General features: G+C 61.9%; 25 protein-coding genes, 1 tRNA gene and 1 pseudogene. 18 read left to right on the top strand and 9 right to left on the bottom strand.

What is annotated here, in order from left to right; genetic code table 11:
• Positions 1-13: 13 nt before the first annotated feature.
• From BUA36_RS14445 to BUA36_RS14470, 6 genes are all read left to right on the top strand, one after another.
• Positions 14-2,164, top strand: coding sequence for an HDOD domain-containing protein (locus tag BUA36_RS14445; RefSeq protein ID WP_167544295.1), 2,151 nt, complete (start codon positions 14-16; stop codon positions 2,162-2,164).
• A gap of 7 nt (positions 2,165-2,171) precedes the next feature.
• The gene (locus tag BUA36_RS14450; RefSeq protein ID WP_072786175.1) at positions 2,172-4,424 is read left to right on the top strand and encodes a putative bifunctional diguanylate cyclase/phosphodiesterase; all 2,253 of its coding nucleotides are present in this window, start codon (positions 2,172-2,174) and stop codon (positions 4,422-4,424) included.
• A 9-nt stretch (positions 4,425-4,433) separates the two neighbouring features.
• On the top strand, positions 4,434-6,029 hold the full coding sequence (locus BUA36_RS14455; protein WP_072785684.1) for an SEL1-like repeat protein: 1,596 nt from the start codon (positions 4,434-4,436) through the stop codon (positions 6,027-6,029).
• Positions 6,030-6,101: 72 nt separating this feature from the next.
• Positions 6,102-7,559 carry a flagellin N-terminal helical domain-containing protein gene (locus BUA36_RS14460; protein WP_072785686.1) on the top strand — a complete coding sequence of 486 codons (1,458 nt, stop codon included), beginning with the start codon at positions 6,102-6,104 and terminating at the stop codon, positions 7,557-7,559.
• 248 nt (positions 7,560-7,807) lie between these two features.
• On the top strand, positions 7,808-8,845 hold the full coding sequence (locus BUA36_RS14465) for a hypothetical protein (RefSeq protein ID WP_139260567.1): 1,038 nt from the start codon (positions 7,808-7,810) through the stop codon (positions 8,843-8,845).
• A gap of 38 nt (positions 8,846-8,883) precedes the next feature.
• Positions 8,884-9,429 (top strand): DUF7010 family protein, encoded by a 546-nt coding sequence (locus BUA36_RS14470; RefSeq protein ID WP_072785690.1) that lies wholly within the window; start codon positions 8,884-8,886, stop codon positions 9,427-9,429.
• Positions 9,430-9,431: 2 nt separating this feature from the next.
• On the opposite strand, the gene BUA36_RS14475 is transcribed toward BUA36_RS14470, so the two are convergent.
• From BUA36_RS14475 to BUA36_RS14485, 3 genes are read right to left on the bottom strand one after another with little or no spacing between them, the layout of a single operon-like run.
• Positions 9,432-10,001, bottom strand: a complete 570-nt coding sequence (locus BUA36_RS14475; RefSeq protein WP_072785692.1) for a DUF4865 family protein — start codon at positions 9,999-10,001, stop codon at positions 9,432-9,434.
• Positions 9,998-10,399, bottom strand: a complete 402-nt coding sequence (locus BUA36_RS14480) for a tautomerase family protein (RefSeq protein WP_072785694.1) — start codon at positions 10,397-10,399, stop codon at positions 9,998-10,000. Before BUA36_RS14480 ends, BUA36_RS14475 begins: the two co-directional genes overlap by 4 nt.
• The gene (locus BUA36_RS14485; RefSeq protein WP_072785696.1) at positions 10,390-10,698 is read right to left on the bottom strand and encodes a carboxymuconolactone decarboxylase family protein; all 309 of its coding nucleotides are present in this window, start codon (positions 10,696-10,698) and stop codon (positions 10,390-10,392) included. The genes BUA36_RS14480 and BUA36_RS14485 overlap by 10 nt, the downstream gene beginning before the upstream one ends.
• Positions 10,699-10,797: 99 nt before the next feature.
• Between BUA36_RS14485 and BUA36_RS14490 the strand changes: the two genes are divergently transcribed.
• From BUA36_RS14490 to BUA36_RS14505, 4 genes are all read left to right on the top strand, one after another.
• A complete protein-coding gene (locus BUA36_RS14490) occupies positions 10,798-11,673 on the top strand; it encodes a LysR substrate-binding domain-containing protein (RefSeq protein ID WP_072786176.1) in 876 nt (291 codons plus the stop codon).
• Positions 11,674-11,791: 118 nt separating this feature from the next.
• Positions 11,792-12,472 carry a CsgG/HfaB family protein gene (locus BUA36_RS14495; protein ID WP_072785698.1) on the top strand — a complete coding sequence of 227 codons (681 nt, stop codon included), beginning with the start codon at positions 11,792-11,794 and terminating at the stop codon, positions 12,470-12,472.
• Positions 12,473-12,495: 23 nt separating this feature from the next.
• The gene (locus BUA36_RS14500) at positions 12,496-12,849 is read left to right on the top strand and encodes a DUF4810 domain-containing protein (RefSeq protein ID WP_229255713.1); all 354 of its coding nucleotides are present in this window, start codon (positions 12,496-12,498) and stop codon (positions 12,847-12,849) included.
• Positions 12,846-13,511, top strand: a complete 666-nt coding sequence (locus BUA36_RS14505) for a DUF799 domain-containing protein (protein WP_072785700.1) — start codon at positions 12,846-12,848, stop codon at positions 13,509-13,511. The genes BUA36_RS14500 and BUA36_RS14505 overlap by 4 nt, the downstream gene beginning before the upstream one ends.
• 3 nt (positions 13,512-13,514) lie before the next feature.
• Here the strand turns inward: BUA36_RS14505 and BUA36_RS14510 are convergent, their stop codons facing one another.
• Positions 13,515-14,741: a M28 family peptidase gene (locus BUA36_RS14510; protein WP_072786178.1), complete on the bottom strand. Its 1,227-nt coding sequence runs from the start codon at positions 14,739-14,741 to the stop codon at positions 13,515-13,517.
• Between the two features lie 177 nt (positions 14,742-14,918).
• Here BUA36_RS14510 and BUA36_RS14515 point away from each other — a divergent pair, with 177 nt between their 5' ends.
• On the top strand, positions 14,919-15,899 hold the full coding sequence (locus BUA36_RS14515) for a choice-of-anchor A family protein (RefSeq protein ID WP_072785706.1): 981 nt from the start codon (positions 14,919-14,921) through the stop codon (positions 15,897-15,899).
• Between the two features lie 123 nt (positions 15,900-16,022).
• Here the strand turns inward: BUA36_RS14515 and infA are convergent, their stop codons facing one another.
• Positions 16,023-16,283 carry a translation initiation factor IF-1 gene (gene infA, locus BUA36_RS14520; RefSeq protein ID WP_072785708.1) on the bottom strand — a complete coding sequence of 87 codons (261 nt, stop codon included), beginning with the start codon at positions 16,281-16,283 and terminating at the stop codon, positions 16,023-16,025.
• A gap of 501 nt (positions 16,284-16,784) precedes the next feature.
• On the opposite strand from infA, the gene BUA36_RS14525 reads away from it, so the two are divergent.
• The 3 genes from BUA36_RS14525 (at position 16,785) to BUA36_RS14535 (ending at position 17,890) form a co-directional block, all read left to right on the top strand.
• The gene (locus BUA36_RS14525; protein ID WP_208861894.1) at positions 16,785-17,411 is read left to right on the top strand and encodes a hypothetical protein; all 627 of its coding nucleotides are present in this window, start codon (positions 16,785-16,787) and stop codon (positions 17,409-17,411) included.
• Between the two features lie 13 nt (positions 17,412-17,424).
• Positions 17,425-17,745: a hypothetical protein gene (locus tag BUA36_RS30745; RefSeq protein ID WP_072785710.1), complete on the top strand. Its 321-nt coding sequence runs from the start codon at positions 17,425-17,427 to the stop codon at positions 17,743-17,745.
• Positions 17,746-17,816: 71 nt separating this feature from the next.
• Positions 17,817-17,890 (top strand) — tRNA-Gly (locus BUA36_RS14535).
• A gap of 11 nt (positions 17,891-17,901) precedes the next feature.
• Here the strand turns inward: BUA36_RS14535 and BUA36_RS14540 are convergent.
• On the bottom strand, positions 17,902-19,542 hold the full coding sequence (locus BUA36_RS14540; protein WP_072785712.1) for a methyl-accepting chemotaxis protein: 1,641 nt from the start codon (positions 19,540-19,542) through the stop codon (positions 17,902-17,904).
• Between the two features lie 115 nt (positions 19,543-19,657).
• Complete coding sequence (locus BUA36_RS14545) at positions 19,658-20,104, bottom strand: MarR family winged helix-turn-helix transcriptional regulator (protein WP_072785714.1); 447 nt, start codon at positions 20,102-20,104, stop codon at positions 19,658-19,660.
• 140 nt (positions 20,105-20,244) lie between these two features.
• Here BUA36_RS14545 and BUA36_RS14550 point away from each other — a divergent pair, with 140 nt between their 5' ends.
• Genes BUA36_RS14550 through BUA36_RS14560 form a run of 3 tightly spaced genes read left to right on the top strand, consistent with a single transcriptional unit; the run spans position 20,245 to position 22,035 of the window.
• On the top strand, positions 20,245-20,652 hold the full coding sequence (locus BUA36_RS14550) for an organic hydroperoxide resistance protein (RefSeq protein WP_072785716.1): 408 nt from the start codon (positions 20,245-20,247) through the stop codon (positions 20,650-20,652).
• 16 nt (positions 20,653-20,668) lie between these two features.
• Positions 20,669-21,046, top strand: coding sequence for a GFA family protein (locus BUA36_RS14555; protein ID WP_072785718.1), 378 nt, complete (start codon positions 20,669-20,671; stop codon positions 21,044-21,046).
• Entirely contained in the window at positions 21,046-22,035 is a 990-nt protein-coding gene (locus BUA36_RS14560; protein ID WP_072785720.1) for an alpha/beta fold hydrolase, read from the top strand. Before BUA36_RS14555 ends, BUA36_RS14560 begins: the two co-directional genes overlap by 1 nt.
• Before the next feature lie 86 nt (positions 22,036-22,121).
• On the opposite strand, the gene BUA36_RS14565 is transcribed toward BUA36_RS14560, so the two are convergent.
• On the bottom strand, positions 22,122-23,021 hold the full coding sequence (locus BUA36_RS14565) for a hypothetical protein (RefSeq protein WP_072785722.1): 900 nt from the start codon (positions 23,019-23,021) through the stop codon (positions 22,122-22,124).
• 111 nt (positions 23,022-23,132) lie between these two features.
• On the opposite strand from BUA36_RS14565, the pseudogene BUA36_RS30310 reads away from it, so the two are divergent.
• Positions 23,133-23,258, top strand: a pseudogene (locus tag BUA36_RS30310) (MFS transporter); the annotation flags it as partial.
• A 14-nt stretch (positions 23,259-23,272) separates the two neighbouring features.
• Here the strand turns inward: BUA36_RS30310 and BUA36_RS14570 are convergent.
• Positions 23,273-24,844 (bottom strand): tryptophan halogenase family protein, encoded by a 1,572-nt coding sequence (locus BUA36_RS14570; RefSeq protein WP_072785725.1) that lies wholly within the window; start codon positions 24,842-24,844, stop codon positions 23,273-23,275.
• Positions 24,845-24,908: the final 64 nt, after the last annotated feature.

The following is a 24,908-nucleotide window of genomic DNA, read 5'->3' on the forward strand; positions in this document are numbered from 1 at the left end:
AATGCTTGATACGATGCATCAACAATCTGACCATGATATTCGCAATCGGCTGCTGATTGCCCGTCTGCCGGCCATGCCGCAGATACTCATCAAGTTGATTGAGCACCTGCAAGCCGACGACGCCGGCATGCCGGAGCTGGCCGCCCTCATCGCCAAGGATGCGGCGATGACCAGCAAGATCCTCACCGTTGCCAATAGCTCGGCCTACCACCGCAATCCGCGCACCGTGGGCCTGGAGCAGTCGCTGGTGTCGCTGGGCACCGACATGATCAAGACGCTGGTCATCAGCGAATCAGTTTTTCAAACGTTTAACAGCTTCCCGCATTCCGGCAGCACCGACCTGCGCGGCTTCTGGAAAGGTTCGCTGACCACGGCCGTCATCGCGCGCGACATCGCCAAGCAGATGGAGTATCCGCACGTCGAGGAAGCCTACCTGGCTGGCCTGCTGCACAACGTCGGCCGCCTGGCCCTGCTGGCGACGGCGCCCAAAGAATATGCCTTCAACTTCACCGCGCGCGATGATGAAGACCTGTGCGCGGTCGAGCAGCGCACGCTGCAAATCACCCACTCGGAAGCGGGCGCCTGGCTCATCGAACGCTGGAACCTGGATTCCTTCCTGGCCGACAGCGTGCTGTATCACCATGAGCCGATCACGCGTCTGGAAGCGGCCCATCCGCTGATCCGCATGGTGCGCCTGGCGCACCTGCTGTGCTGCCACGAAGACCAGGAGCAGGCCATCGCCGAATCCGCGCGCCTGTGCAACCTGGATAGCGACAAGCTGGAACTCATCATCAAGAACGCCGCGCGCCAAGTGGAGAAGTCGGCCAATTACCTGGGCATCGACCTCGCCGGCGCCGACGACATCGTCCCGCCTGCAGCGTATGCGCCGCCGGTGGTCGATCCGGTGCAGCAGCGCCTGTCGGAAGAAGTGCGCAACATCATGCTGGTGTCGGAGATGGGCCAGACCTTCGCGCGCCAGCATGGCGAAGCGGGACTGCTGGAAGCCATCACGCGTTCGGCGCGCATCCTGTTTGATTTTGAAAACGCCGTGCTGCTGCTGGAGAATCCCACCGGCCACGCGCTGCACGGCATGGCCACGGGCGACAATCAGCAGCGCCTGTCGGAGTTCGTCATTCCGCTCAACAAGGGCGGCCCGGTGGCGCAGTCGACGCTGGAACGCAAGCTGGCCTATGTGAGCCGCGAAGGCAACGCGCACAACGTCTCGGAAGAGCAGCTGTTCCGCATCCTCGGCAGCGACAGCATGGTGTGCCTGCCGCTGGTGGCCAACCAGCGCTGCCTCGGTGTGCTGATCGGCGGTGCGCCGGCCTGGCAGATGCCGCATCTGCAAAAGCGCGAACGCTTCCTGCTGTCGTTTGGCACCCAGGCCGCAGCGTCGCTGGAAACCGCGATCAGTGAACGCGGCCACGCCAAGCGCCAGATCGCGCATGTGGCGGAGGAATACCGCGAAGCCTCGCGCCGCGTAGTGCATGAGGTGAACAACCCGCTGTCCATCATCAAGAATTATCTGTCGGTCCTCGACAGCAAGCTGGCGCGGCGTGAGCCGGTGGTCGGTGAAATGTCGATCCTGAATGAAGAGATCGACCGCGTCGGCCAGTTGATTAACGGCCTGGCCGACCTGCAACCGACCGAAAGCGCGCGCACCACCGACGTCGGCAAAGTGGTCGACGATGTGCTGCGCCTGTTCCGCGCCACCGACTTCGTGCCGGCCTCGGTGCAGATCGTGGTGCGCATGCAGGAGGAGCCGGCCGAAATCGATGGCGATGCCGACATGCTCAAGCAAATCCTGGTCAACCTGATCAAGAACGCCATCGAGGCATTGACCGATGGCGGCAAGATCGAGATTTCGAATCGCGGCCACGTCAACCGCGAGCGCAAGCTGTATCTGGAACTGGTGGTCAGCGACACCGGTCCGGGTCTGTCGGCCGACGTACTGGCCAACCTGTTCTCTCCTGTCCGCAGCAGTAAGGAAGGCGCCAATCACGGGCTGGGACTGTCCATCGTCCACAGCCTGGTCAAGAAAATGCAAGGCCTGATTACCTGCCGTTCCGGCAAAACGGGTACTACGTTTGAAATCCTGCTGCCCGCCAAGGGCAGTAACAGCCAAATCACCGGCGTGCAAACCCGGGTGATGGATTCCGTTTAAGGCCATGATGAACCTGAACCCTGTCGACCTCGCCCCCGTCGAACCTTTAAGCTCTGATAACCGCCCCCGCCTGCTGCTGGTAGACGATGAACCGCGACTGCTGTCATCGTTGTACGAACTGCTGCGCGACCGCGACTACCATCTGGTGACCGCCACCTGCGGCAGCGAAGCGCTGGCCCAGCTGACCAAACTGAAATTCGATCTGATCCTGCTGGACCTGCGGCTGCCGGACATGAGCGGCCACGAAATCATGGATTACATCAACGCCCGCGAGATCGATGGCGATGTGATCGTGATGAGCGGCGACGTCGGTATCGAAGCGGCAATCGGTGCGCTCAAGCGCGGCGCCTACGATTACCTGCGCAAGCCGTACAGCCGCGAGGAGCTGCTCAAGACCGTCGAGAATGCGCTGCAAAAGCGCCGCCTGGCGATCGACAATGAGCGCATCGCGTCCAAGCTGGAAAACTCGGAAAAGATGTACCGCTATCTGGTGGATTCGTCGCCGGACATCATCTACACGCTGAACCACGAAGGCAAATTCACGTTCGTGAACGACCGCGTGCAGCAGCTGCTGGGCTTTACCCGTGAAGAGCTGATCGGCCGGCACTACTCGCTGCTGGTGCATGACGAAGACCAGGAGCGCGCGCGCTACGCGTTCAACGAGCGCCGCGTCGATGAACGCGCCTCGCGCAACGTCGAACTGCGCCTCAAGTGCAATACCGGCGGCGGCATCGAGCGCACCTTCAACAACACGCTGATGACGATTTCGCTCAACGCGATCGGCATGCACATCCCGGATCACGAAGTGAAGACGCGCGAGTTCTTCGGCACCTACGGTGTGGCGCGCGACATCACCGACCGCAAGCGCGCGGAAGAGGTGATCTCCTACCAGGCTTACCACGATATCCTGACCGATCTGCCGAACCGCATGCTGTTCAAGGACCGTCTGGGCCTGGCCGTGATTCAGGCCAAGCGCAAGCTGACCGAATTGGCGGTGATGTTTGTGGACCTGGACCGCTTCAAACTGGTCAACGATACGCTGGGCCACGTCAAGGGCGACGAACTGCTGCAGCAGGCCGCGCAGCGCCTCAAGGACTGCCTGCGTCGCGGCGATACGCTGGCGCGGCAGGGCGGCGATGAATTCACCATCGTGCTGCCGGAGCTGCGCGACCGCCAGGACGCGAAAGCCATCGCCGACAAATTCCTCGAGAGCCTGCAACGTCCGTTCGATCTGGATGGCCATGAGGTGCATATCTCGGCCTCGATCGGCATTGCGATTTATCCGGGTGACGGCGAGACCATCGACGAACTGCTGCGCCACGCGGACATCGCCATGTACCAGGTGAAGGCGCTGGGCAAGAATGGCCACAGCTTCTATCACAACTCGATGCTGGACGTGTCGCACCAGAAGATCGCGCTGGAGCAGGCGCTGCGCAAGGCGCTGGAACTCAACGAGCTGGAAATGTACTACCAGCCGCAACTCGATGTGGCCACGGGCCGCATCATCGGCGCCGAAGGCCTGATGCGCTGGAATCATCCGCAGCGCGGCCTGCTGTCGGCCGGCGAGTTCCTGCCGTTCGCCGAAGAGAATGGTCTGATGCTGCCGATCTCCGACTGGATGCTGGGCGCGCTGTGCCGCGACCTGCTGCAGTGGAATGCGGCGGGCGGCGAAGCGATCCGCCTGTCGCTGAACCTGTCGCCGCAATATCTGGACCGCGGCGACTTCTTCGAGAAGATGCGCGGCGCGCTGACGCGCTACGGCATTTCGCCGGCGCAGATTGAAGTGGAGATCACCGAGAACATCTGCATCCGCAATCCGCAGTATGCAATCGAACAGCTCAACAAGTTGTGCCAGCTGGGCGTGTCGGTGGCGATAGACGATTTCGGTACCGGCTATTCCTCGCTGGCCTATCTGCACCGCTTCCCGATCCACACCATCAAGATCGACCAGTCCTTCGTCAAGGAGATCCACGACGAGAACGGCCACTATCCAGTGATCCTGGCGATCATCTCCATCGCGCGCGGCCTGGGCCTGCACCTGGTGGCGGAAGGCGTGGAGACGGAGATACAGGAGCGCTACCTGGAAGCCAACGGCTGCACCACGATGCAGGGCTATTTTTACCATCGCCCGATTTCGCTGGCCAGCTTCATCGATGTGCTTCAAGAGCAGAACCGCCGGTCGTCGCCATCGGTCGCAGTGCTGCATGCGGTGCCAAGTGCCGCTGAACACCCACCGGCGATGATTGCGATTCAAGCCTGATGAGAAAGCATGACGAAATACAGTCCCAACGAAGCCGACGCCAACAACGGCAGCACTTATACCGCTGAATTCCTGCGCGTCAAGGGACTGGCAGAACGTGGCGTGGCCAATGCCCAGCATAGTCTGGGCTTTATGTATTTCAACGGGCAGGGTGTGGCGCAGAGCTATGAGCTGGCCGTGGTCTGGTATCGCCAGGCCGCGCAGTCGGGCCTGGAACACGCGCAGTACAACCTGGGCGTGATGTACCAGAAGGGCCAGGGCGTAGAGCAGAATTTCGAAGAGGCCGCCGCCTGGTATCGCCTCGCTGCGGAGCAGGGCTATGCGGCCGCGCAGTACAACCTGGGCTGGCTGTACGCCAAAGGCCAGGGCGTTGCCAACGACACGCAGCAGGCCATGCACTGGTTCAGCAAGGCCGCCGAACAGGGCGACGCTGGCGCGCAAAACAACCTCGGTATGATGTACGACACCGGCAAGGGTGTGCCGCAGGACTTCAAGCAAGCCATCTTCTGGTACCGCAAGGCAGCGGAGCAGGGTTATGCGCGCGCCCAGTTCAACCTCGGCCTGCGCTACGACAATGGCCAGGGCGTGCCGCAGGATGTCGGCCAGGCCATGTCGTGGTACCGCAAGGCGGCAGACCAGGGCTATGCGCCGGCGCAGTTCAACCTGGCGCTGCGCTTCGACAAGGGCGACGGCATTGCGCAGGATGCGCAGAAGGCCATCCTGTGGTATCGCCGCGCGGCGGAGCAGGATCACGCGAGCTCGCAGTTCAACCTGGGCCTGATCTACGATAACGGCCAGGGCGTGCCGCGCGATGAGCAGAAGGCGCTGGACTGGTACCGCAAGGCGGCCGAGCAGGGACACGCAGCAGCGCAGAACAATCTGGGCCTGCGCTATGACCATGGCCAGGGCGTCGAGCAGGATTATGAGCAGGCGCAGTTCTGGTACCGCAAGGCGGCGGAGCAGGGCTTCCCGGGGGCGCAATACCATCTGGGCCTGCTGTATGACGCCGGCCACGGCGTGGTGGTCGATCATCAGGAAGCCATCTTCTGGTACCGCAAGGCGGCTGACCAGGGCCATCTGCGCGCGCAGTTCGACCTGGGCCTGCGCTATGAAACGGGACGCGGTGTGCCGCAGGATTATCGCAAGGCCATGGGCTGGTATCGCCGCGCGGCCGAGCAGGATTATGTGGCGGCCCAGTATGCGCTTGGCCTGCTGTTTGATAACGATGACGGTCCGCAGCCGGACTGCAACCAGGCCAACCACTGGTACCGCAAGGCGGCCGACCAGGGCCACACGCAGGCGCAGTTCGCGCTGGGGCTGCGCTACGATAATGGCCTGGGCGTGCCGCGTGATTATGTGCAGGCGCACCAGTGGTATCTGCAGGCGGCCAGCCAGGGGCATGTGCGCGCGCAGTTCAACCTGGGCCTGATGTACCTGAGCGGCCAGGGTGTGCCGGCCGACGCCAGCCAGGCCTGGCTGTGGCTGGCGATGTCGGAACGTGCGGGCTATGCGGCTGCAGCGCGCTATCTGAAAAATGCCGCCGGCCGCATGGACCCGGCCCAGCTGGCGCAGGTGCGCGAGCGTATGGAAATGCTGCCGGGCTAGTTCAAGTTTCCGTCTGGAATAGCCGTTATAAGGTCGACAAGCGTAATTCCGCGCTTGGGATGACGGCTGCCCATGCAAATCACCACCAATATCCTGTCTTTGAATGCTCAGCGCAGTCTGACGCGCTCGAGCGAGGATTTGGCCGTCCATCTGCAGCGCATATCGAGCGGCACGCGCATCAATTCGGCGCGCGATGACGCGGCGGGGCAGGCGGTAAGTTCGCGCATGACGGCGGAGATCAATGGCCTGCGGCGTGCGAATCAAAATATCAATGATGGCATTTCGCTTATCCAGGTGGCGGATGGCGCGGCGGGAGAGCTCAACGCCAATTACCAGCGCATGCGCGAACTGGCGGTGCAGGCGGCCAATGACACCAACAGCAAGATCGACCGCAAGTCCATCCAGCAGGAAGTGGACGCGCTGGTGGCGGCCAACGCGGACATCGTCGATGGCGCGCGCTTCAACCGCCAGAAGCTGCTGGACGGCGGTTTCTCGCAGCAGTTGCAGGTGGGCGCGGATGCGGGGCAGGTGCTGCAGGTGACGATACCGCAGGCGGTGATCCAGGCGCATTATTCCGACAGCCTGGTGGACATGGCGCCGCAGCAGTCCACTGCAGTCGGCACGGCGGTGCTGGGGGCGCTGAATTATGGCGATCTCGCGGTCAACAACACGGCAGTGGGCGCCACCACGGCGGGCGCGCAGGCGGGCCAGAATGCCGCCAGTGCCTATGCGGTGGCGGCAGCGGTCAATGCCGCCAATATTGCCGGCATCTCCGCCACGGCCACCACCTCCATCAGCGGCGATGTGGGGGCGACGGGCGCGCTGCCGAATGCGGCGTTCTCTGTCAACGGTGTGACTGTGGGGCCGATTGGCGGTGCCACGGCGGCGGCGCGCGCGGCTAGTGCGGCGGCCGCCATCAGTGCGACCACGGGCAGCAGTGGCGTCAGCGCCAGCGCCAGTGGCGGCACGCTGACGCTGACGGCGGCGGATGGGCGCGACATCATGTTGTCCGAAGCGGCTGGCGGCAGCCTTGGCTCGCTGGGACTGCCGGCTGGCAGCATCAAGGGCAGCGTGACGGTGAGCGAGGCGCCGCGGCCGCTGCCCCATAGCATGCGTATCGCCGGCGCGAATCCGGCGCAGGCGGGACTGGTGGCCGGCGCCAGTTCTTCCGTGTCGATTGGTCCGCCCGATATGCAGATCAGGCCGACCTACACTGCGGGCGAGCCAGCCATGGACCTGTCCACGCACAGCGGCGCCAGCGACGCGCTTGACTACCTCGATGGCAAGCTGGATCTCGTGAACAGCATCCGCGCGCAGCTGGGCGCGATCAACAACCGCCTGACGGCGGCGGCCGGCAACGCTACCAGCGAAGCCGATAACCTGACCGCCGCGCGCTCACGTATTCTGGACGCAGACTATGCAACGGAGACCGCCCAGCTCACGCGCGCCAACATCCTGCGCCAGGCCGGCGCCTCCATCGTCGCGCAGGCCAACGCGCTGCCGCAACAGGCGCTGATGCTATTGCGTTAGCCGCCGGCGCGACCGTCAGTCTTTTCGCAACCGCCACCTCAGCGTAGTGACCAGCAATGTATTTCCATCAATGCTTGCGTGTTAATCTTGCCGCTTATATATTCCCCTCACGATTAAATGGTCGCGCACCCACAAGGGATGGACTCATGAATGCCAGTTTTCGCACAGCTTGTGCCGTGCTGTTGATGTCAGGCTGGCTGTCCATGGGATATGCGCAGACGTTGCCCGAGCCTACAGGCCAGGAGTCCTTGAGCAGGGTAGAGGTGTCGGCCAAGGCGGATGCTGATGAACGCCCCTATCAGCGCTTTGTGAAGGCCATGGAGTTGTTTGATGCCGAGCGCCCGGCGTTGGCGCCGCAGTCCAACTTGCGCTTTCACCTGGATGCCAAGCGTCGTTCAGCGCGGGTTGATGCACTCAAGCTGACGCTGACCGGCACCACGGTGCGCGCCCCGGTTGCGCTGACGCCGGAGCATTTCTTCACCGTCGAGCGCAACGAACTGGCGCTGCGCGAGGACGCCACCGTGCGCAGCAACCGTAAGGAAGACAGCTTTAACTGGAGCGTCGATGTGCGCACGCCGGGTCTGGCGGCCAATACCCGACGGCTGGGCGACTTGCGCCTGCAATGCCGGGTCGAGCTGCTGGCGGCCAATTTGGGGCGGCGTATTTTCAGTCCTTTGTATTACGCGCAGACGGCAGCGGGCGCGGATCCCTGCACTTTCCGCAATCTCACCATACTGGCGATGGGCGATGAGCCCATCTTTACCGTGACCCTGGTGGATGGGGCGCGGCGCCAGGTACTGCCGGTCAGCAGCCTGTATGGCGGTTCGCTGCCTGCCTGGGTGAAAGCCCTGGCCGGCGACTGGCCTGGCCGTGACCGGGTCTATGAACTTCCGTTGTGGGATGCCAGCTGGCCGCACGATACCTTGGTCGAGCTGGAGCCGATGCGCGCGGCGCCGGCGGCGGTCACGGAAGCCGAGCCTCCGCCAGCAGCTGAAGCGCTGCAGTCAGTGACGCGCGCGGATCTGGCGCGATGGCTGATTGAAGGCCAGACCAGCGCCACCGTCTTGCAGGGCGTGTTTGGCAGTCCCGAGGTCGTCCAGTTTGCCAATGGTGATGCGTCCTGGGTATTTCGCAGCGAGACCGGCAGCGGCAAGCTTTTATCTCTGATCCCCATTGTTGGCACGCTGCTCAAGCCCGAGCGCACGCTCAAGGAGCTGCACGTCCTGGTGGGAGCGGATGGCACGGTCAGGCAATACCGTTTGGAGGAGATGGTGCTGCGGTTGTAGTGCGGCGTATTACGTCAGTCAGACCATAGGAAGAGAAGATGAAACTAACCCTGTCCGAACAGCAGCAACAGGAGATGCGCCATGCGTACTATGACGGCGCCCCTGGCATCCTGGTCTCCGGCCTCGTCTGGAGTAGCGCAGCTGCGGTGTGCCATCTGCTTGGGATACGCCAGGCGGTATGGACGCTGCTGATCGGCGGTGTACTGATTTATCCATTGAGCGTTGTCGTGACCAAGGTGTTGCGGCGCCCCGCCAAGACAGACCAGGGCAATGCGCTGAACCAGCTGGTGATGGCGTCGACGGTATGGCTCATCCTGTGCTGCGCCATGGCGTATGGATTGTTCGTCTTCATGCCGAAACTGTTTTTCCCTGCGATGCTGGCCGCGATTGGCGGCCGCTACCTGGTCTTTGCGAGCATCTACGCCAGACCGGTTTACTGGGTGATGGGGGCGACGCTGATTGTCGCCGCCAATGGCGTGCTATTCCTGGCGATTCCGCCCGTGGTTGCCGCCGCACTCGGTGGACTGATTGAGATTGTATTTGCGGTCCTGGTGTTTTCAAACGCCGCCAGGCCCGCAAGCTGAACTCACATTGCAGTGACGCCAGGGGCGGATACATGGCCCACCTGATAGTGCCGCACTGTGGCTGTTTGGCCTGCGTGCGCAGCTTCCGCTGCCGCTGCTGAGCGCCACAGGTTCAAGCGTGTAACCGTCCAGGTCACCGGCTCAAATGCCACCACCACCGCCAGTGCGCCATGCGCCAATGCCTGTTGCGCCGCCGCCTGTTCCTGTTCGCGCAGTTGTGCCAGCGCGCTGTAAGGCGCAATCGCCGTGCTGCTGATCGTGGCGTGCTGCGCCTGCCGTACATCGGCAGTGACGGTGGCGTGCCACGGCGTCCACGTCTGCACGGACGGCCAGCCGAAGGCTTGCGACACGCCGGCAAACGCAGGGCCGTTGAGGAAGCCGTGCATGGCTTCCTCGTCGCGCCACAGGTAGAACGGGGCGTAGGTATGCTCGGGATCTTCTGCGTGCAGATAGGCCTTGAAGACCAGGCCGGGCAGGTTGTCCAGCAGCGGACCCTTGGTGGCGATGCGCTCGCGGATTGCCGCCATGTCGTAATCGGCCGGCAGCACAAAGCGGTACTGCATCGCGATCATGATGTCCTCATCAGCGAAGCCGCCGGATGGCCGCCGCCGAACGACCATTCATCGCCCTGCGAGGTGGCGATCACCACCATCACGTCGCGCGGGTTGAGGCCCGGCGATTCGGCCAGGATCGCCACCAGGTGACGGTAGAATGCCTGCTTTACCTCCGTCGTGCGCGGCTTGCCGGCGGTGATGGTGATGAGCACAAAGTCGTCCGAGCGCGGGCCGTCGGGGCTTTCGTAGTTGCGGTCGAAAATCAGCTCGTGGGGTTCGTGCTGGTGGATCAGCTGGAAGCGGTCGTTCTTCGGCACGTTGAACGCTTCTTCCATGGCGCGCTGCAAACCATCGGCCAGCGCACGGAGATATTCGGGCGACTTACCTTTCAATACAGAGATGCGGCTCATAGGCATGATGACTCCTCCAATTGTTTAAGTATGTTGATCGCGGAGGCCGCAGTCGGCCAGCCGGAATAAAACGCCAGATGCGTGATGAGTTCAACCAGCTCATCGCGCGTGACACCATTATCACGCGCCCGCTGCAAATGAAAGGGCAGTTGCTCCAGCCGGTACAACGCCACCAGCGCCGACACGGTGGCCAGACTGCGCTCGCGCGGCGACAGGCCGGGCCGTTGCCAGATATCGCCAAACAACACCTCATCGGTGAGCTGCGCCAGCTTGGGGGCGACCCCGTCCATTCCATGTGCTGCCATTTCACGCTCCTGTTGGATTGACAGCGTCAGAATACCGGCCTATCTTATTCCTGAAAATCAGGAATATTTTGATAAACAGTTCGAAAAAACGGGATGGTCATGCGGCGCATTACTTTTGATCTGGATGTCCTGCGCACCTTTGTCACTGGCGTGGACATGGGCAGCTTTGCCAAGGCTTCGGACCGGCTGGGGCGCTCCACCTCGGCCGTCAGCGCACAGCTGAAAAAACTCGAGGACCAGCTGGGCATGCCGGTGCTGCGCAAGGAAGGGCGCGGCATGGTGACCACGCCAGCCGGTGAATCGCTGCTGGGCTACGCGCGCCGCCTGCTGGAGCTGAACGATGAAGCCGCCAACGCCGTGCGCGGCGCCGAGCTGGCGGGCAGCGTGCGGCTTGGGATCCAGCAGGATTTCGGCGAGCAGATGCTGACCGAGGTGCTGGGCCGCTTCACGCGCGTGCATCCGCAGGTACGCATCGAGGCGCGCGTGGCGCGCAATTCGGAACTGATGGATCAGCTGGGCGGCGGCCGCCTGGACCTGGCGCTGACCTGGGATAACGGCATGCCGGCCGCGCATGCGGTGGATGTCGGCCGCCAGGCGATGCGCTGGATCGGTCCGGTGGATGCGTCGCGGCTGGCGCTGGAGGGCGGCGTGCACCAACCGTTGCCGCTGGTGATGATGGATGCGCCCTGCATCATGCGCAGCGCCGCCACACGCGCGCTGGACCAGGCCGGTATCCCGTGGCGGATTGCATTCACGAGTCCCGGCCTGTCGGGCGTGTGGGCGGCGGCCGCGGCCGGGCTGGGCGTCACGGTACGCACCGCCATCGGTCTGCCGCCGTCGTTGTGCGTACTCGATATGCCGGGCCTGCCGCCGCTGCCGGACGTTGGCCTGCGCCTGCTCCGCGCCGAGAAGGAGCTGAACCCACCGGCCCAGCGCCTGCATGACATCGTGCTGCAGGCCTTGCAGTCGCTCTAGCCGCCGCTGGTTTGCCTGAGGGTGATTATTGGAGAGATTGTCGGCCGCACAAATCTATAGAATTCGCCCTTGGATTTTTGCCTTAAGGCAATTTTTGCATTTCACTAGGGGAAAAAAAATGAAAATCATCCACACCACGCAGTTGCTGGCAGCAGCACTGGCCATTTCGGCATTGGCTGGCTGCGCGACCGAGAGCTCGCAGGCGGTCGCGGTGGCCACCACGGCAAGCGCAGCGAAACCGTATGTCGGTCCACGTTCGCTGATCGCCGTCGGCAAGTTCGACAACCGTTCCAGCTTCATGCGTGGCATTTTCTCCGATGGCGTCGACCGTCTGGGCAGCCAGGCCAAAACCATTTTGATCTCGCATCTGCAGCAGACCAACCGCTTCAACGTGCTGGACCGCGACAACCTGAGCGAGATGAAGCAGGAAGCCGGCTTCAAGCAGCAAAGCCAGCAGATCAAGGGCGCCGATTTCATCGTGACCGGCGATGTGACGGAATTCGGCCGCAAGGAAGTGGGCGACCATCAGCTGTTCGGCTTGGCCGGCCGCGGCAAGACGCAGGTAGCGTATGCCAAAGTCACGCTGAACGTGGTCAATATCGCCACCTCGGAAGTGGTGTATTCGGCTGCAGGCGCGGGTGAGTACAGCCTGTCCAACCGCGAAGTGCTGGGCTTTGGCGGCACCGCCAGCTATGACGCGACGCTCAATGGCAAAGTGCTGGACCTGGCCATGCGCGAAGCCGTGGACAAACTGGTGGCTGGCGTCGAAGCCGGTGCACTGAACGTGCGTGCACAGTGATGCCGGTGATGCAGATCAATCTCATGAAACGCGTTTGCCTGCCGCTGGCGCTGGCTGGCGCAGCACTGCTGACCGGCTGTGCCGGACCGAAGACCATGTATGGCTGGGATGGCTACCAGCCACAGGTGTACCAGCATTTCAAGGGCGAGAGCCCTGACCAGCAGATCGCTGAAATGGAAGTCTCGCTGCAAAAGATCAGCGCCAAGGGCGTTCCGGTGCCGCCTGGCTTCCATGCCCACCTGGGCATGCTGTATTCCATGGTTGGCAAACAGGACCAGATGGCCGCGCAGTTCGAGGACGAGAAAAAACTGTTCCCGGAATCGACCGCCTATATGGATTTCCTGCTGGCGAAAGTAAAGAACGGGGAAAAATTATGATCAAGCGTATGCTGAAACTGGCCGCCTGCGTGGCGCCGATGGTGTTGGTGGTTGGCTGTGCTTCCAACAAGGCGGCCCAATATGACTACACGGCGTTCAAGGCTGCCAAGCCACGTTCCATTCTGGTGCTGCCGCCGCTGAACAACTCGCCGGAAGTCAACGCCACCAATAGCGTGTACGCACAAGTGACCTATCCGCTGGCGGAAGCAGGCTATTACGTGCTGCCGGTGGCGCTGGTCAACGAAACCTTCAAGCAGAACGGCATGACCACCGCAGCGGATATCCACGCGCTGCCGCCAGTCAAGCTGCAACAGATCTTCGGCGCCGATGCCGGCATGTACATCACCATCAACAAGTACGGCGCCACCTACACGGTGCTGAACAGCGTGATCGTGGTGGAAGCCGCCGCCAAGCTGGTGGACCTGAAAACCGGCACGGTGCTGTGGAGCGGCACGGCCAGCGCCAGCAACAACGAAGGCGGCAACAACGGCGGCGGCGGCCTGGTCGGCGCACTGGTGGCAGCGGCGGTCAAGCAGATCATCAACAGCACCACCGACCAGTCGCACCCGGTCGCTGGCGCGGCCAGCAACCGCCTGCTGTCGGCAGGCCTGAACAACGGCTTGCTGTATGGCCCGCGTTCGGAAAACTACCAGAAGCAGTAAGCCTTACTTTTTGATGCGGACCCCGGCCAGCTGCGCCACACCGGCCAGCGTGGTCTGGGCCGCGTTCAGGCCGAGCAGGAAGTCCTTGTCGGAATAGTTGGCATAGACGTCGGTCGGCTGGTGCCAGTTGGGGTTCCAGCCGGCGCCGATCTGCTGGCCGCGCTCATTCTCGCGCAGCGAAATCGATGGCACCAGGTCCATGAACGGTGTCGAGTCGGTATTGGTCATGTGGAAGCCCACGGCGGCCGGGTAGTGGGTCGCGTACTTGTCGTTGGCGGCGCGGAAGGCCCAGGCCAGTCTGGCTGAACCGTCGGCCTGCTTCGATACCGACTGGTATTCGATATTGACGTCCGCTTCCAGCCGCTGTTCCGGCGGTGACACGTAAATAGTCTTGCCGTCAGCATCAACCTTGGGGATCGGCATGCCATGGTCGTACATCATCATGTCGTGCTGGATCATGCCCAGCCACCTGGGTTCGGGATATTTGCCGGAGCCCTTGGGCGATTCGATGCCCTGCAAATCCTTGCGCTGCTCGACATACGCAGCGGCGCCATTGAGGCCGGTTTCCTCGTTATTCCACAGAACGAAGCGGATCGAACGGTCCGTCTCCACGCCCGGCATACTGAAGATGCGCGCCAGCTCCATCACCAGCGCGGTGCCGGAACCGTCGTCGTTGGCGGCTTCGCCAAAGCCGATGCCATCCATGTGGGCACTGACCAGATACATTTCTTCCGGATGGGTGCTGCCGACCTTGGTGCAGTAGACGTTTTCACGCAGCGACGTGCCAACCGGCGTCTGTTCGGCGTTGAGCGCGCGCAGGCGTTCATCGGGCTGGCGCAGCGGGTCGGTATTCACGCCGGTGGGGATGCGGTTGCCAAACAGCGTGCTGCCGCCCTGGCCTGGCGGGCCGCCGGCGCCGCCGCTGGCAATCCCTGGCGCACGCTTGGGCGCGGGCTCGCCAGGGGCCGGTTGCGTGAACTGGTATTGAAGTCGTTCTGTATTCGAACAACCGTACGATTTTAACTGCGCTTCAATCCAGTCGAGCGCCTGACGGTTGCGCGCCGTGCCTTGGCGGCGGTCGCCAAACTGCGTCAATCCCTTGATCGTGGCCTTGTACTTGTCCAGCTCCAGCTGCTTGACCAGCACCGCAATGGGGTCGGCTGGCGCCTGTGCGCAGGCGGTTTGCGCGGTCAATGCCAGGGCCAAGCTCAACCCTAAAACTGCTTTCATGGTGGAGGTCCTTTCGTCTGAAGTGGTCTGCTTATTCTGCAGCAGCCATGGCGTTTTGAATAGCAACTAGTGGAAACGTTTGCATTGTTAAATCGAAAAATAAATTGTAAGAATGAGCACAACTGTTGTCTTTCATATATAATCCTCCTGTCTTTACAACCAGACCACTTTAATACCATGAAAAAAGCTACTCTGATCGGCCGCCTGATCGCGGCAAGCCTGGCTGTTGGCGCAATAAGCGCTGCCCAGGCCGCTGTACCTAGTTTCGACCTGGGCCTGGCGTCCGGCTATAGCGCCTTCTTTTATGGCAATGTCAGCCAGGTGCGCGACGTTGAGGGCCGTCTGGCCGTCGGCGGCAACCTGACGACCTCGGGTTTCTCGTTCGCCTACCGCACCCAGGTGCCGACCAGCCTGCCATCGGTGGTGGTCGGTAAAAACGTCGCGCTGACGGGCGGCACCATCTACGCCAACCCGGGCGCCGGCATCGACACCAACGTCACCATCGGCCCTATCACCGACTACACCAAGAACTGGAACGGTTTTGGCGTCTACGGTGGCACCAACAGCTCGTCGAACTACCTGAGCCTGACCAAGAGCAACGATATCAACAGCGTGGTCAACTTCGGCGCCGCCAAGACCAGCTTCACCGCCCTGTCCAGCACCCTGGGCAGCGCGGCGGCCAACGGCAGCGTGCAGATCGACGGTAGCGGCACCCACCTGACCGGCAACAACACGTCCGGCCTGCAAGTGTTCAACCTGAGCAGCGGCAATCTGAAAAATCTGGTGCTGAGCAACGTCAAAGCCGGCTCCACCGTGGTGATCAACGTCAGCGGCAGCACCGTGGACTTCACCGGCGGCCAGGACGGCCAGCTGCAGGCACTGCGCGCCAACGTCATCTACAACCTGCTGGACGCGGACGTGGTCAACGTCAACACCTTCGTGTACGGCTCGGTATTGGCCAACAAGGCCGAACTGCGCGGCGCCGGCCACCTGGAAGGCAACATCATCGCCAACTCGATGAACGGCACGGTGGAAATCGGCTATGAGCCATTCCACGGCTACGTCACCACCCCGGTACCGGAACCGACCACCTACGCCATGCTGCTGGGCGGTCTGGGCCTGATGGGCGTGGTGGCACGCCGCCGCAAGTCGGCTTAACCAACATCTCGTCCCACAAAAAAAGCTCCTTCGGGAGCTTTTTTGTTTTACGGGTGCAGAGTGAGGTAAGATTTCCTTGGAGTTGCGCCAAAGAAAGAAAGGATGAGAAGAACAAGCGTGAGCTTAGCGGCGGCGGTGGGACGGAGCGCTGCGCGGTCTTGGCGTGTCCAGATGGCGGAACGTGATACGGCCTTTGCTGAGGTCATAAGGCGACAGTTCAAGCGTGACACGATCACCCGCCAAAATGCGGATCGAGTGACGACGCATTTTGCCGGCAGTGTAAGCGACGATAACGTGGCCGTTTTCCAGGCTCACACGAAAGCGGGTGTCGGGCAGGATCTCGTTGACGACGCCATTCATTTCAATCAATTCTTCTTTGGCCAATGTGGCTCCTTTATAGGGGGATGGGACGGCTGCGCGGTATGCGCGTCAAGCACTGGCGCTGGCTCTCGTTCAACAGGAGCGATGACAGGGAAGAATCTGACGGAAATGGCCGATGGCCGAGACAGGAGAGAAACCAGCGTAGCAGCTTAATGAAATACAGCGTCACTATACCGGTGATTGGCCCGATCGCCTAAGCATTTCGCCCAAGCTGGGGCACCGCCTGGCAACGACGCTACCGGGAATTGATGGGCCAATGGCGATCACCCTACAAGTCCACCGTCATCAACAAGGTATCAGCCATCCTATTTTCGACCCTGCCGCTAGTCGAAGCTGCACCTATGGTGTGATGACTGGTCAAGAATTTGACCCGGTTAAGAGCGTGCCCCGCCGGGTTATCTTTCGTAAATCTAGTGCTAGATCAAAGCGAATCTTCATTGCTATACGTACTCTCGAACTTCCCCAGCTTTTGTTCCAATGCCGCAATCCTGGAGGCATATATAAATGACGACAGCGACTGAGAAACTACGGACAGTTAGACCTGCGACGATGCGCACCGCTGATCGGAGTAACAAAGAGTTAAGTGGTGCTCAATGGGCGCAGCGGTTTAAAGGCAGCAAGGATACAAAAGACCTCGCGCCCACATTCCGCAAAGCCGTTGATGCTTTTATCGAGGCAATGACGGCGGCCGGTATCAACGTTCGAATCTCGGCGACCTATCGGCCAGCTCCGCGCTCTTATTTGATGCACTGGTGCTGGCAAATCAGGTACAAGTACGTTGCGCCAGAAGACGTGCCTGCTGCGGCTGGCGTTGATATCAATTGGGTCCATCCTATTCCCACTGCTTCCATAGAGGCTGCCAAGCAAATGGTGCGCGCCTTTGACATGGGTGATTTGAACACGGCGCCAGCCTTGTATTCATTGCACAATGAAGGACGGGCAATTGGCATGTCTATTTCGTGGAAAGATACCGTCACCGTCAAGGATGCCGATGGCAAGCTCGTCGAAGTGAAGACGACGCCTCGCTCCGGCATGAATCGCCAGCTAAAAGTCATTGGTGCCAGCTACGGCGTGAAGAAATTTATCGGCGGTGCCAAGGACAAACCGCACTGGTCAGCTACCGGCCGCTAGACGAGGAGATGACATGATAATGCGAACTATTTTTCTGCTGGCTTTCATCCCCGTGCACTGTGTTTCGGCGGCCGGACCATTGCCAAAAGACGTGCAGACTTTTGTGAGAAATGCCGTGGCGTGCGAGCACATGGCAGGCGAGTGGGACAGCGAGCTACCTTTAAGTCAGCGCAGGGAAATCACGAGGTCAGTAAAAAAATACTGCGCCCCCGCCAAGCAGCAGCTTCCCGTGTTGACGGAAAAGTATAAGGAAAACTCACACATTCTCAGGACGATCTCCCAACACGCGTACGAATCAGTCAAGAGCTATACCGAAGTCGATGCTTCTCATTGAAATGCATCATCGCACTTGCCACCCGTCAGCATTGTCAAGCTTGCACAAAGCCGCGTAAAATGCACGGCAACGCGGGTGTAGTTCAATGGTAGAACGGCAGCTTCCCAAGCTTCATACGAGGGTTCGATTCCCTTCACCCGCTCCAGATCCCTGCTCTTATGCGCGCCGTGCCGCTGGTGCTGCTTGCGGTGCGCGCGGCGTCAGATGCACCAGGCTGGCCGACTTGGCTGCGCCCGACTGCGGCGGCAGCTTGAACACTTCCAGTGCTTTTGCCACGGCCTGCGCCTGCAGGTCCAGCACGCCGGTGGCGGCTGAGGCTTCTTCCACCATCAAGGCGTTCTGGCGCGTGACTTCGTCCAGCTGGACGATGGCGTCCTTGACCTGATTCACTCCATTGCTCTGCTCGCGCGTGGCGCCGCTGATGTCGCCCATGATGGCGGCCACGCGGCCAATCGCGGCAATCACCGCATCCATGTCCTGGCCGGCTGCGCTGGCCACTTCTGCGCCGCTGGCGATTTTGCCGGCCGAGGTGTCGATCAGCGCTTTGATGTCTTTGGCGGCGGCCGCACTGCGCTGTGCCAGGTTGCGCACTTCGCTGGCGACCACGGCGAAACCGCGGCCGCTTTCGCCCGCGCGTGCCGCTTCCACTGCGGCGTTCAGCGACAGGATGTTGGTCTGGAAGGCGATGCCGTCGATCAGGCCGATGATGTCGACGATCTGGCGCGACGAGGCGCTGATGTCGTTCATCGCCGCCACCACCTGCGTCACGGCCACACCGGTGCGCTCGGCCAGCGCGGTTGCTTCGCTGGCGACGCCGCTGGCGGCGTTGACGTTGTCGGCGGTCTGGCTGACGTTGCCGGTGATCTGGCCCATGTTGGCGGTGGTTTGTTCGAGGTTGGTGGCCTGCGCTTCGGTACGGGCCGACAGGTCGGCATTGGCGGCGCGCACTTGCGTGGTGGTGCTGCGGCTCAGCGCGAAGTTGGCGCGGATGTCGACCAGGATGGAGGCCAGGTTCAGATTCAGCTGGCGCACAAACGCTTGCAGCTGGCCGATTTCATCGTGGCGGTCGACCGCCATGCGCGTGGTCAGGTCGCCGCCGGCCAGGATGCGTGTGGCAGTGATGCTGGCCTGGATCGGCGCGACGATGGCGTTGTGCAGGTTGAACCAGCCGTACAAGGCGAGCGCCGCCATCAGCAAGGCTTGCAGGTGCAGCCAGCCTTCGGCATACGGCAGTACCGCGTGCAGGCCCATCATCGCCGCCAGCAGCGTCATGCTGCCGAAGCACAGCGCCAGGCGCTGCGACAGGGTGATATTGCGCAGCGCGGTGGTGAATTTGCGGCGGCCACGTGGCGCTGCCGCGCCGCGCAGGATGGTGACGCCGTCCGGGTTCGGGCCTTTGACGGTGCGGTAGAGCTGCTCGGCTTCCTGGATCTGTTCGCGCTTGGGCTTGGTGCAGACCGACATGAAGCCGGTGGTGCGGCCTTTTTCAATCACGGGCGTGGCGTTGGCGATGGCCCAGAAGAAGCCGCCGTCCTTGCAGTCGTATTTGACCAGGCCGCGCCATGGCTGGCCGGACAGCACGGTGCGCCACATGTCGGCATCGACTTGGGGCGGCATGTCGGCGTGGTACAGGGTGTTTTGCATGCGCCCGCGCAGTTCCTCGTCCGCGTAGCCGCTGGCCTCGAGGAAGGTGGAGTTGGCGTAGGTGAGACGGCCCTTCAGGTCAGTGGTGGTGACGATGGGCTTGCCGTCTTCCAGTACGGTCTCGCGGCTAACTGCATGGGGTGTGCTGCGCATGTGCAAATCCTGTCCATATTGTTACATAAGGTGGTCTGCATACTAACAGATTCAAGTCTCAAATAATTTCTCAATAGTATGCTTTTTGCATGAACGCAACGAACTGGCGCTATTGTCAGTTTTTACCCGGCATGGACTTGATTAAATTGTCGCGGACCTTGACCACGGCTTTTTGCACCTGCGGGAATTCTTCCTTGGTCAGGCCGGTGGCTTCGCGCAGATTCATTTGCAGCGCGCTTTCACGCAGCGCCCGGCCGGCCGGGGTCAGGCCGACCCGCACCTGGCGTTCATCGGCCGCATCGCGCGCGCGGTGGACGTAGCCCATGGCTTCGAGCTTTTTCAGGATCGGCGTCAGCGTGTTCGATTCCAGGAACAGCTTTTCGCCCAGGCCGCTCACGGTCTGGTTGTCTTCCTCCCACAAGGCAATGATGGCGATGTACTGGGTGTACGTCAGGCCCAGCTTGTCGAGGATGGGTTTATACGCTTTGCCAAAGGCCAGGTTGGCCGAGTAGACGGCAAAGCACAGGAAATCCGCCAGTTGCGGGGTAGTGGCTTGGCTCATGATGCACCTCCTAAGTCGATGGGAGGATTATATATCGGATGCGATTTAATCGAAAGTGCTTGACATGCTTTAAAACGCTGGTAAGATTCAACGCATCCGCTTCAATCGAGTGCGATTTAAAACTACCAAGGAGTCTTACCATGAGCAACGTTCTGTACACCGGCAAAACCCACACCACCGGCGGCCGCGAAGGCGCAGCCCGCAGCAATGATGGCCGTCTGGATATCCAGTTGTCGTCGCCCGGCGGCAGCGGCAATGGCACCAATCCCGAGCAACTGTTTGCGGCTGGCTGGTCGGCCTGCTTCATTGGCGCCATGGGCCTGGTGGCCGGCAAGATGAAGCTGGCGCTGCCGGCTGACCTGTATGTCGATGCGGAAGTCGATCTGAAAAATGACGACAGCGGCTACTTCCTGGCAGCGCGCCTGCATGTCAGCCTGCCGGGCCTGGATAGCGGCACGGCGCGCGCCATCGTTGACGGCGCGCACCAGGCTTGCCCGTACTCCAAGCTGACGCGCAATAACATCGACGTCGAGATTCATCTCATCTGAACGGGGAGGGCGCGTCATGTCCAACGATCTGCACCACGGTTCCTGCCACTGCGGCGCCGTCCAGTTTGAAGTGCACACCGCGCTGACGCCGGCCGCGCGCTGCAATTGCAGCCTGTGCCGCCGCAAGGGCGCCCTGATGACGCCGCCGTTCGCGGTGGCCGCGCTGAAGATCGTCAAGGGCGAAGATGTGCTCACGCTGTACCAGTTCAACCCCCGCGTGGCGCGGCACTACTTTTGCAAGCACTGCGGGATTTATCCGTTTCACCAAACGCGTAAAGATCCCTTGCTCTGGCGCGTGAACATCGGCTGCCTGGACGGCGTCGATCCCCACGCTTTCGATGCCGGCGTTAATGATGGCGCCAGCCTTTCTACCGTTATCCTGGAGGATGCATAATGAATACCACCCAACGCAACGTCGCCGCCGCCACCGCTTTTGCCATTGCCGCTTTGTTCGGCGCCAGCCAGGTGCAGGCCGCCACGCCAGCCACTTTCAACACTATCAGACAGATTAACGCTGGCGACCTTAATGTCGGCTATGTCGATGAAGGCCCGGCCAATGGCCCGGTGGTGATCCTGCTGCATGGCTGGCCCTACGATATCAACAGCTTTGTCGATGTGGTGCCCAAGCTGACCAGGCAGGGCTACCGCGTGATCGTGCCGCACCTGCGCGGTTATGGCACGACGCGCTTCCTTGATGCGCAAGCGCCGCGCAACGGTGAGCCCGCAGCACTGGCGGCCGACGTCATCGCGCTCATGGATGCGCTGATGATCGACCAGGCCACGCTGGCCGGTTATGACTGGGGCGCACGCATGGCCGATATCGTGGCCGCGCTGTGGCCGCAGCGGGTGAAGGGACTGGTGTCGGTGAGCGGTTATCTGATCGGCAGCCAGGAAGCGGGCAAGCAGCCCTTGGCGCCGGAGGCGGAATTGCAGTGGTGGTACCAGTTCTACTTTGCGACCGAGCGTGGCCGCATCGGCTATGAAAAGAACCACCGCGATTTCGCCAAATTGATCTGGAAGCTGGCATCGCCGCAGTGGAGCTTTGACGATGCCACTTATGCGCGCAGTGCGGTGTCGCTGGACAATCCGGACCACGCTGCGGTCACGGTGTCCAACTACCGCTGGCGCCTGGGCCTGGAGAAGAGCGAGGCAAAATATGAGGCGCTGGAAGCGGCGCTGGCCAAATTCCCGAGTATCAGCGTGCCGACCATTACGATGGAAGGCGATGCCAATGGCGCGCCACACCCAGAGCCAGCAGCCTACGCCAAGCGCTTCACCGGCAAATACAAGCACCAGCTGATTGTCGGTGGCGTTGGCCACAACCTGCCGCAAGAAGCACCGGAGGCTTTTGCGCAGGCTGTGATCGACGTCGGCCAGCTTTAACGCACGAACAGGGCGATCAGGATGACGATGGGCAGCGGGATGCCAAGCAGCAGCAGTAAGATCGAGCGCATATTGTTCTCCTTGTTTTAAATGGTGCGGTGGGTAATCAGCACACGGGCGTGGTCGCGGTTGCGGCCACCTGCGATCGCGGCGACGGCGGCGATGAAGGCGCCGAGCAGCAGGGCGACAAACATCCACAGTGCCGAGTGGGCGGCTGCTTTACGGGCTTCTTCCGCTGCGGCTTGTGCCTTGGCTTTGGCTTCGTTGGCAGCTTGCGTGGCCTGGGCGTAGATCAGGTCAATGCGCTGTTCGGCTTCCGCTTGCGACAGGCCGGTGCGCTTGGCGATGAGCTGCGCCAGGTAGGTACGGTCCTCGCCGCTGATTTTGCCTGCCGCCAGATCGGTCAGCAGGATGCGGTTGACTTCCGTACGTTGCGATTCCGTGGCGATCTCGCCGTTCGGCGAGCGCAGTACCATGTCGGCAAAGTAGGTGTTGGAACGGCCCGCTGCAGAGGCGCCTGCGGCAGCAGCGGCAGGTGCAGCGGCGGTGGCCACGGCGGCGCCGCTGTCAATCGCTCCGCTCAGCACCGCGCGGGCGCCGCCGGCCAGCACGGCCACCGTCACCAGCGTTGCTACTGCCCATGCCAGCAGGCCGTGGGCGGTATCGCGGAAATACACTTCGTCCGTGTGGATGCTGGCCCACTTGACGCGCAGGCGGCCAGCCATGTAGCCGCCGATGCCGGCAGCAGCCAGCTGCGTAAAGGCGATCCACGCGATGCTGGCGGTACCCAGCGGCGTCGCGTTGTACTGATACGGCGAGATCGACGACAGCCCAAGGCCGACGCCCAGTATCAGCAGGATGAAGGACAGTGCAGCAGCAGCGGCAGCGCCAGCGAGAATGGCGCCCCACGAGACGCCGGAGGCGAAACCGTCGCCGTCAGCCGTGTTAGCGACTGTTGCGCTCGCGTGTAAAGGTTGTGTTTGCATGATGGCTCCTTTTTGTTTGTGTCCTCATCATGCGCTGTCGCTGGCCCGCAGTATGTTCGTGCCCGAACATATCCGACTATACTGTGGCCCTCTTTTACGCAAGGCAAACGCATGCATTCAATCGGCCCGCAACAACGCTTGTCCACGCGTCTCGCTTTCCTGGCCGCGGGTTTGGCCATGTCGGCCTGGGCGCCGCTGGTGCCGTTTGCGAAAACGCGGCTGGGATTGGGCGCGGCGGCCAGGCAGCCGGCCTAGGCGATCTTGCGTTCGCCCTGGCGCAGCAGGTGCTCTACCATCGCGCGGTGGCCAGGCAGGTCAGCCAGCGCGCGCTGCGATACCTGTTCGATCATGGCGAATTCCTTGCGGGCTTCGTCCATGCGCGGCAGCGTCTTGGCGTTGGCGTACAGCGTGGTCGGATACTCCATCCCGTACAGCACGTACTGCCAGCTTGATGGCGGGTACATCTCATAATCCACCACGAAGTCCATACGGTGCGGCGCGCGCTGGCGCCACATGGCCAGCTTGTCTTGCAGCGAGTCCGGCACGCTCGCCATATCGGCGTTGTCGGTCCAGAAGGCGTGGTCCTTGCGCTGGGTGAGGCAGTAGTGCAGCTTGACGAAATCAACGATGCGCTCATAGCGCGCCTTCATCATTTCGTTGAATGTTTTGGCGACAGGCGCGAAGTCGCCATCGTACGGGAACAGATAGCTGACCAGATAAGCCGCCGTTTCAATCAGCCCAATGCCGGACGATTCCAGCGGTTCCAGGAAGCCGCCCGACAGGCCGACCGCCACGCAGTTTTTAACCCAGTGCTGTTCGCGGTAGCCCACATTGAGCTTGAGCTGGCGCGGATTGAGGTCGTCGGCTGCCTTGCCGATGTAGTTGCGCAGCACCTGCTCGGCGCGCGTGTCGTCCGTATGGCGGCTGGAATAGACGTAGCCGATGCCACGCCGCTGGTGCAGGCCGATGTCCCAGGTCCATCCCGCTTCGTGCGCGGTGGCGATGGTGTAGGACGGGATGGGCGCATCCGGCCGCTCATACGGCACCTGCATGGCCAGCGCGCGGTCGACAAACAGCACGTCGTTGATGTTGCGGAATTTGCTGCCCAGCGCCTCGCCGATCAGCGCCGCGCGGAAGCCAGTGCAGTCGATGTACAGGTCGGCCGTCAGCATGCCGGCTTCTTTGGTGTGGACGGCGCCGACGGCGCCATCCGCATCCAGCACCACACGTTCCACCGTCGCCTGCACATGCCGCACGCCCAGCGATTGTGCGTGGGTGGAGAGCAGGGCGGCGAACTTGCCGGCGTCGAAGTGATAGGCATAGTTGAGCGGCCCCATGAAGTCGGCATCGCCGGGACGCTTGGGCGCGCGCGCTGCATCGGCCACGCGCTTCTGCATGGTGACTGCGGCGGCAAAGCCCACGTCCGGTCCCGCTGCACCTTGCAGCCAGTAGGGCAGCAGCTCAATACCACCCGGACGCTGGCTGGGCAGGCTGAATGGATGGAAGTAGTGGTCGGCGCCCGCTGCAGCCGGCTCACGCACCCAGTGGTTGAAGCGGATGCCTTGCTTGAAGGTGCCGTTGCATTCGCGGACGAAGCGCGCTTCATCGATGCCGATGGTGGCCAGCGTGCCACGGATCGATGGGAAAGTGCCTTCGCCAACGCCGATGATGCCGATTTCCTTCGATTCCACCAGCGTGATCTGCACGGCGCCCTCAGCACCGGCACCCAGCTGCTTGGCAAGAAAGGCGGCGGTCAGCCAGCCGGCGGTGCCGCCGCCAACAATCAGAACATTTTTTACGCCATGATTTGGTAACGTTTTCATATCGATTTGTCTCCGTAGAACAGCCGGTGCAGCGCATGGAAAATGCCGAAGATACAACGCGACT

Origin of the sequence: Duganella sacchari (genome assembly GCF_900143065.1) — a bacterium.
Lineage (GTDB): Bacteria > Pseudomonadota > Gammaproteobacteria > Burkholderiales > Burkholderiaceae_D > Rugamonas > Rugamonas sacchari.

Coding starts and splice junctions, on each gene's coding strand:
- BUA36_RS14570 (WP_072785725.1), bottom strand. CDS start 24,844: ATGAAAACGTTACCAAATCATGGCGTAAAAAATGTTCTGATTGTTGGC.
- BUA36_RS14495 (WP_072785698.1), top strand. CDS start 11,792: ATGAAAATCATCCACACCACGCAGTTGCTGGCAGCAGCACTGGCCATT.
- BUA36_RS14450 (WP_072786175.1), top strand. CDS start 2,172: ATGAACCTGAACCCTGTCGACCTCGCCCCCGTCGAACCTTTAAGCTCT.
- BUA36_RS14475 (WP_072785692.1), bottom strand. CDS start 10,001: ATGATCGCGATGCAGTACCGCTTTGTGCTGCCGGCCGATTACGACATG.
- BUA36_RS14540 (WP_072785712.1), bottom strand. CDS start 19,542: ATGCGCAGCACACCCCATGCAGTTAGCCGCGAGACCGTACTGGAAGAC.
- BUA36_RS14560 (WP_072785720.1), top strand. CDS start 21,046: ATGAATACCACCCAACGCAACGTCGCCGCCGCCACCGCTTTTGCCATT.
- BUA36_RS14455 (WP_072785684.1), top strand. CDS start 4,434: ATGACGAAATACAGTCCCAACGAAGCCGACGCCAACAACGGCAGCACT.
- BUA36_RS14565 (WP_072785722.1), bottom strand. CDS start 23,021: ATGCAAACACAACCTTTACACGCGAGCGCAACAGTCGCTAACACGGCT.
- BUA36_RS14510 (WP_072786178.1), bottom strand. CDS start 14,741: ATGAAAGCAGTTTTAGGGTTGAGCTTGGCCCTGGCATTGACCGCGCAA.
- BUA36_RS14445 (WP_167544295.1), top strand. CDS start 14: ATGCATCAACAATCTGACCATGATATTCGCAATCGGCTGCTGATTGCC.
- BUA36_RS14490 (WP_072786176.1), top strand. CDS start 10,798: ATGCGGCGCATTACTTTTGATCTGGATGTCCTGCGCACCTTTGTCACT.
- BUA36_RS14550 (WP_072785716.1), top strand. CDS start 20,245: ATGAGCAACGTTCTGTACACCGGCAAAACCCACACCACCGGCGGCCGC.
- BUA36_RS14555 (WP_072785718.1), top strand. CDS start 20,669: ATGTCCAACGATCTGCACCACGGTTCCTGCCACTGCGGCGCCGTCCAG.
- BUA36_RS14470 (WP_072785690.1), top strand. CDS start 8,884: ATGAAACTAACCCTGTCCGAACAGCAGCAACAGGAGATGCGCCATGCG.
- BUA36_RS14515 (WP_072785706.1), top strand. CDS start 14,919: ATGAAAAAAGCTACTCTGATCGGCCGCCTGATCGCGGCAAGCCTGGCT.
- BUA36_RS14480 (WP_072785694.1), bottom strand. CDS start 10,399: ATGCCTATGAGCCGCATCTCTGTATTGAAAGGTAAGTCGCCCGAATAT.
- BUA36_RS14525 (WP_208861894.1), top strand. CDS start 16,785: ATGACGACAGCGACTGAGAAACTACGGACAGTTAGACCTGCGACGATG.
- BUA36_RS14505 (WP_072785700.1), top strand. CDS start 12,846: ATGATCAAGCGTATGCTGAAACTGGCCGCCTGCGTGGCGCCGATGGTG.
- BUA36_RS14460 (WP_072785686.1), top strand. CDS start 6,102: ATGCAAATCACCACCAATATCCTGTCTTTGAATGCTCAGCGCAGTCTG.
- BUA36_RS14500 (WP_229255713.1), top strand. CDS start 12,496: ATGAAACGCGTTTGCCTGCCGCTGGCGCTGGCTGGCGCAGCACTGCTG.
- BUA36_RS14485 (WP_072785696.1), bottom strand. CDS start 10,698: ATGGCAGCACATGGAATGGACGGGGTCGCCCCCAAGCTGGCGCAGCTC.
- BUA36_RS14545 (WP_072785714.1), bottom strand. CDS start 20,104: ATGAGCCAAGCCACTACCCCGCAACTGGCGGATTTCCTGTGCTTTGCC.
- BUA36_RS30745 (WP_072785710.1), top strand. CDS start 17,425: ATGATAATGCGAACTATTTTTCTGCTGGCTTTCATCCCCGTGCACTGT.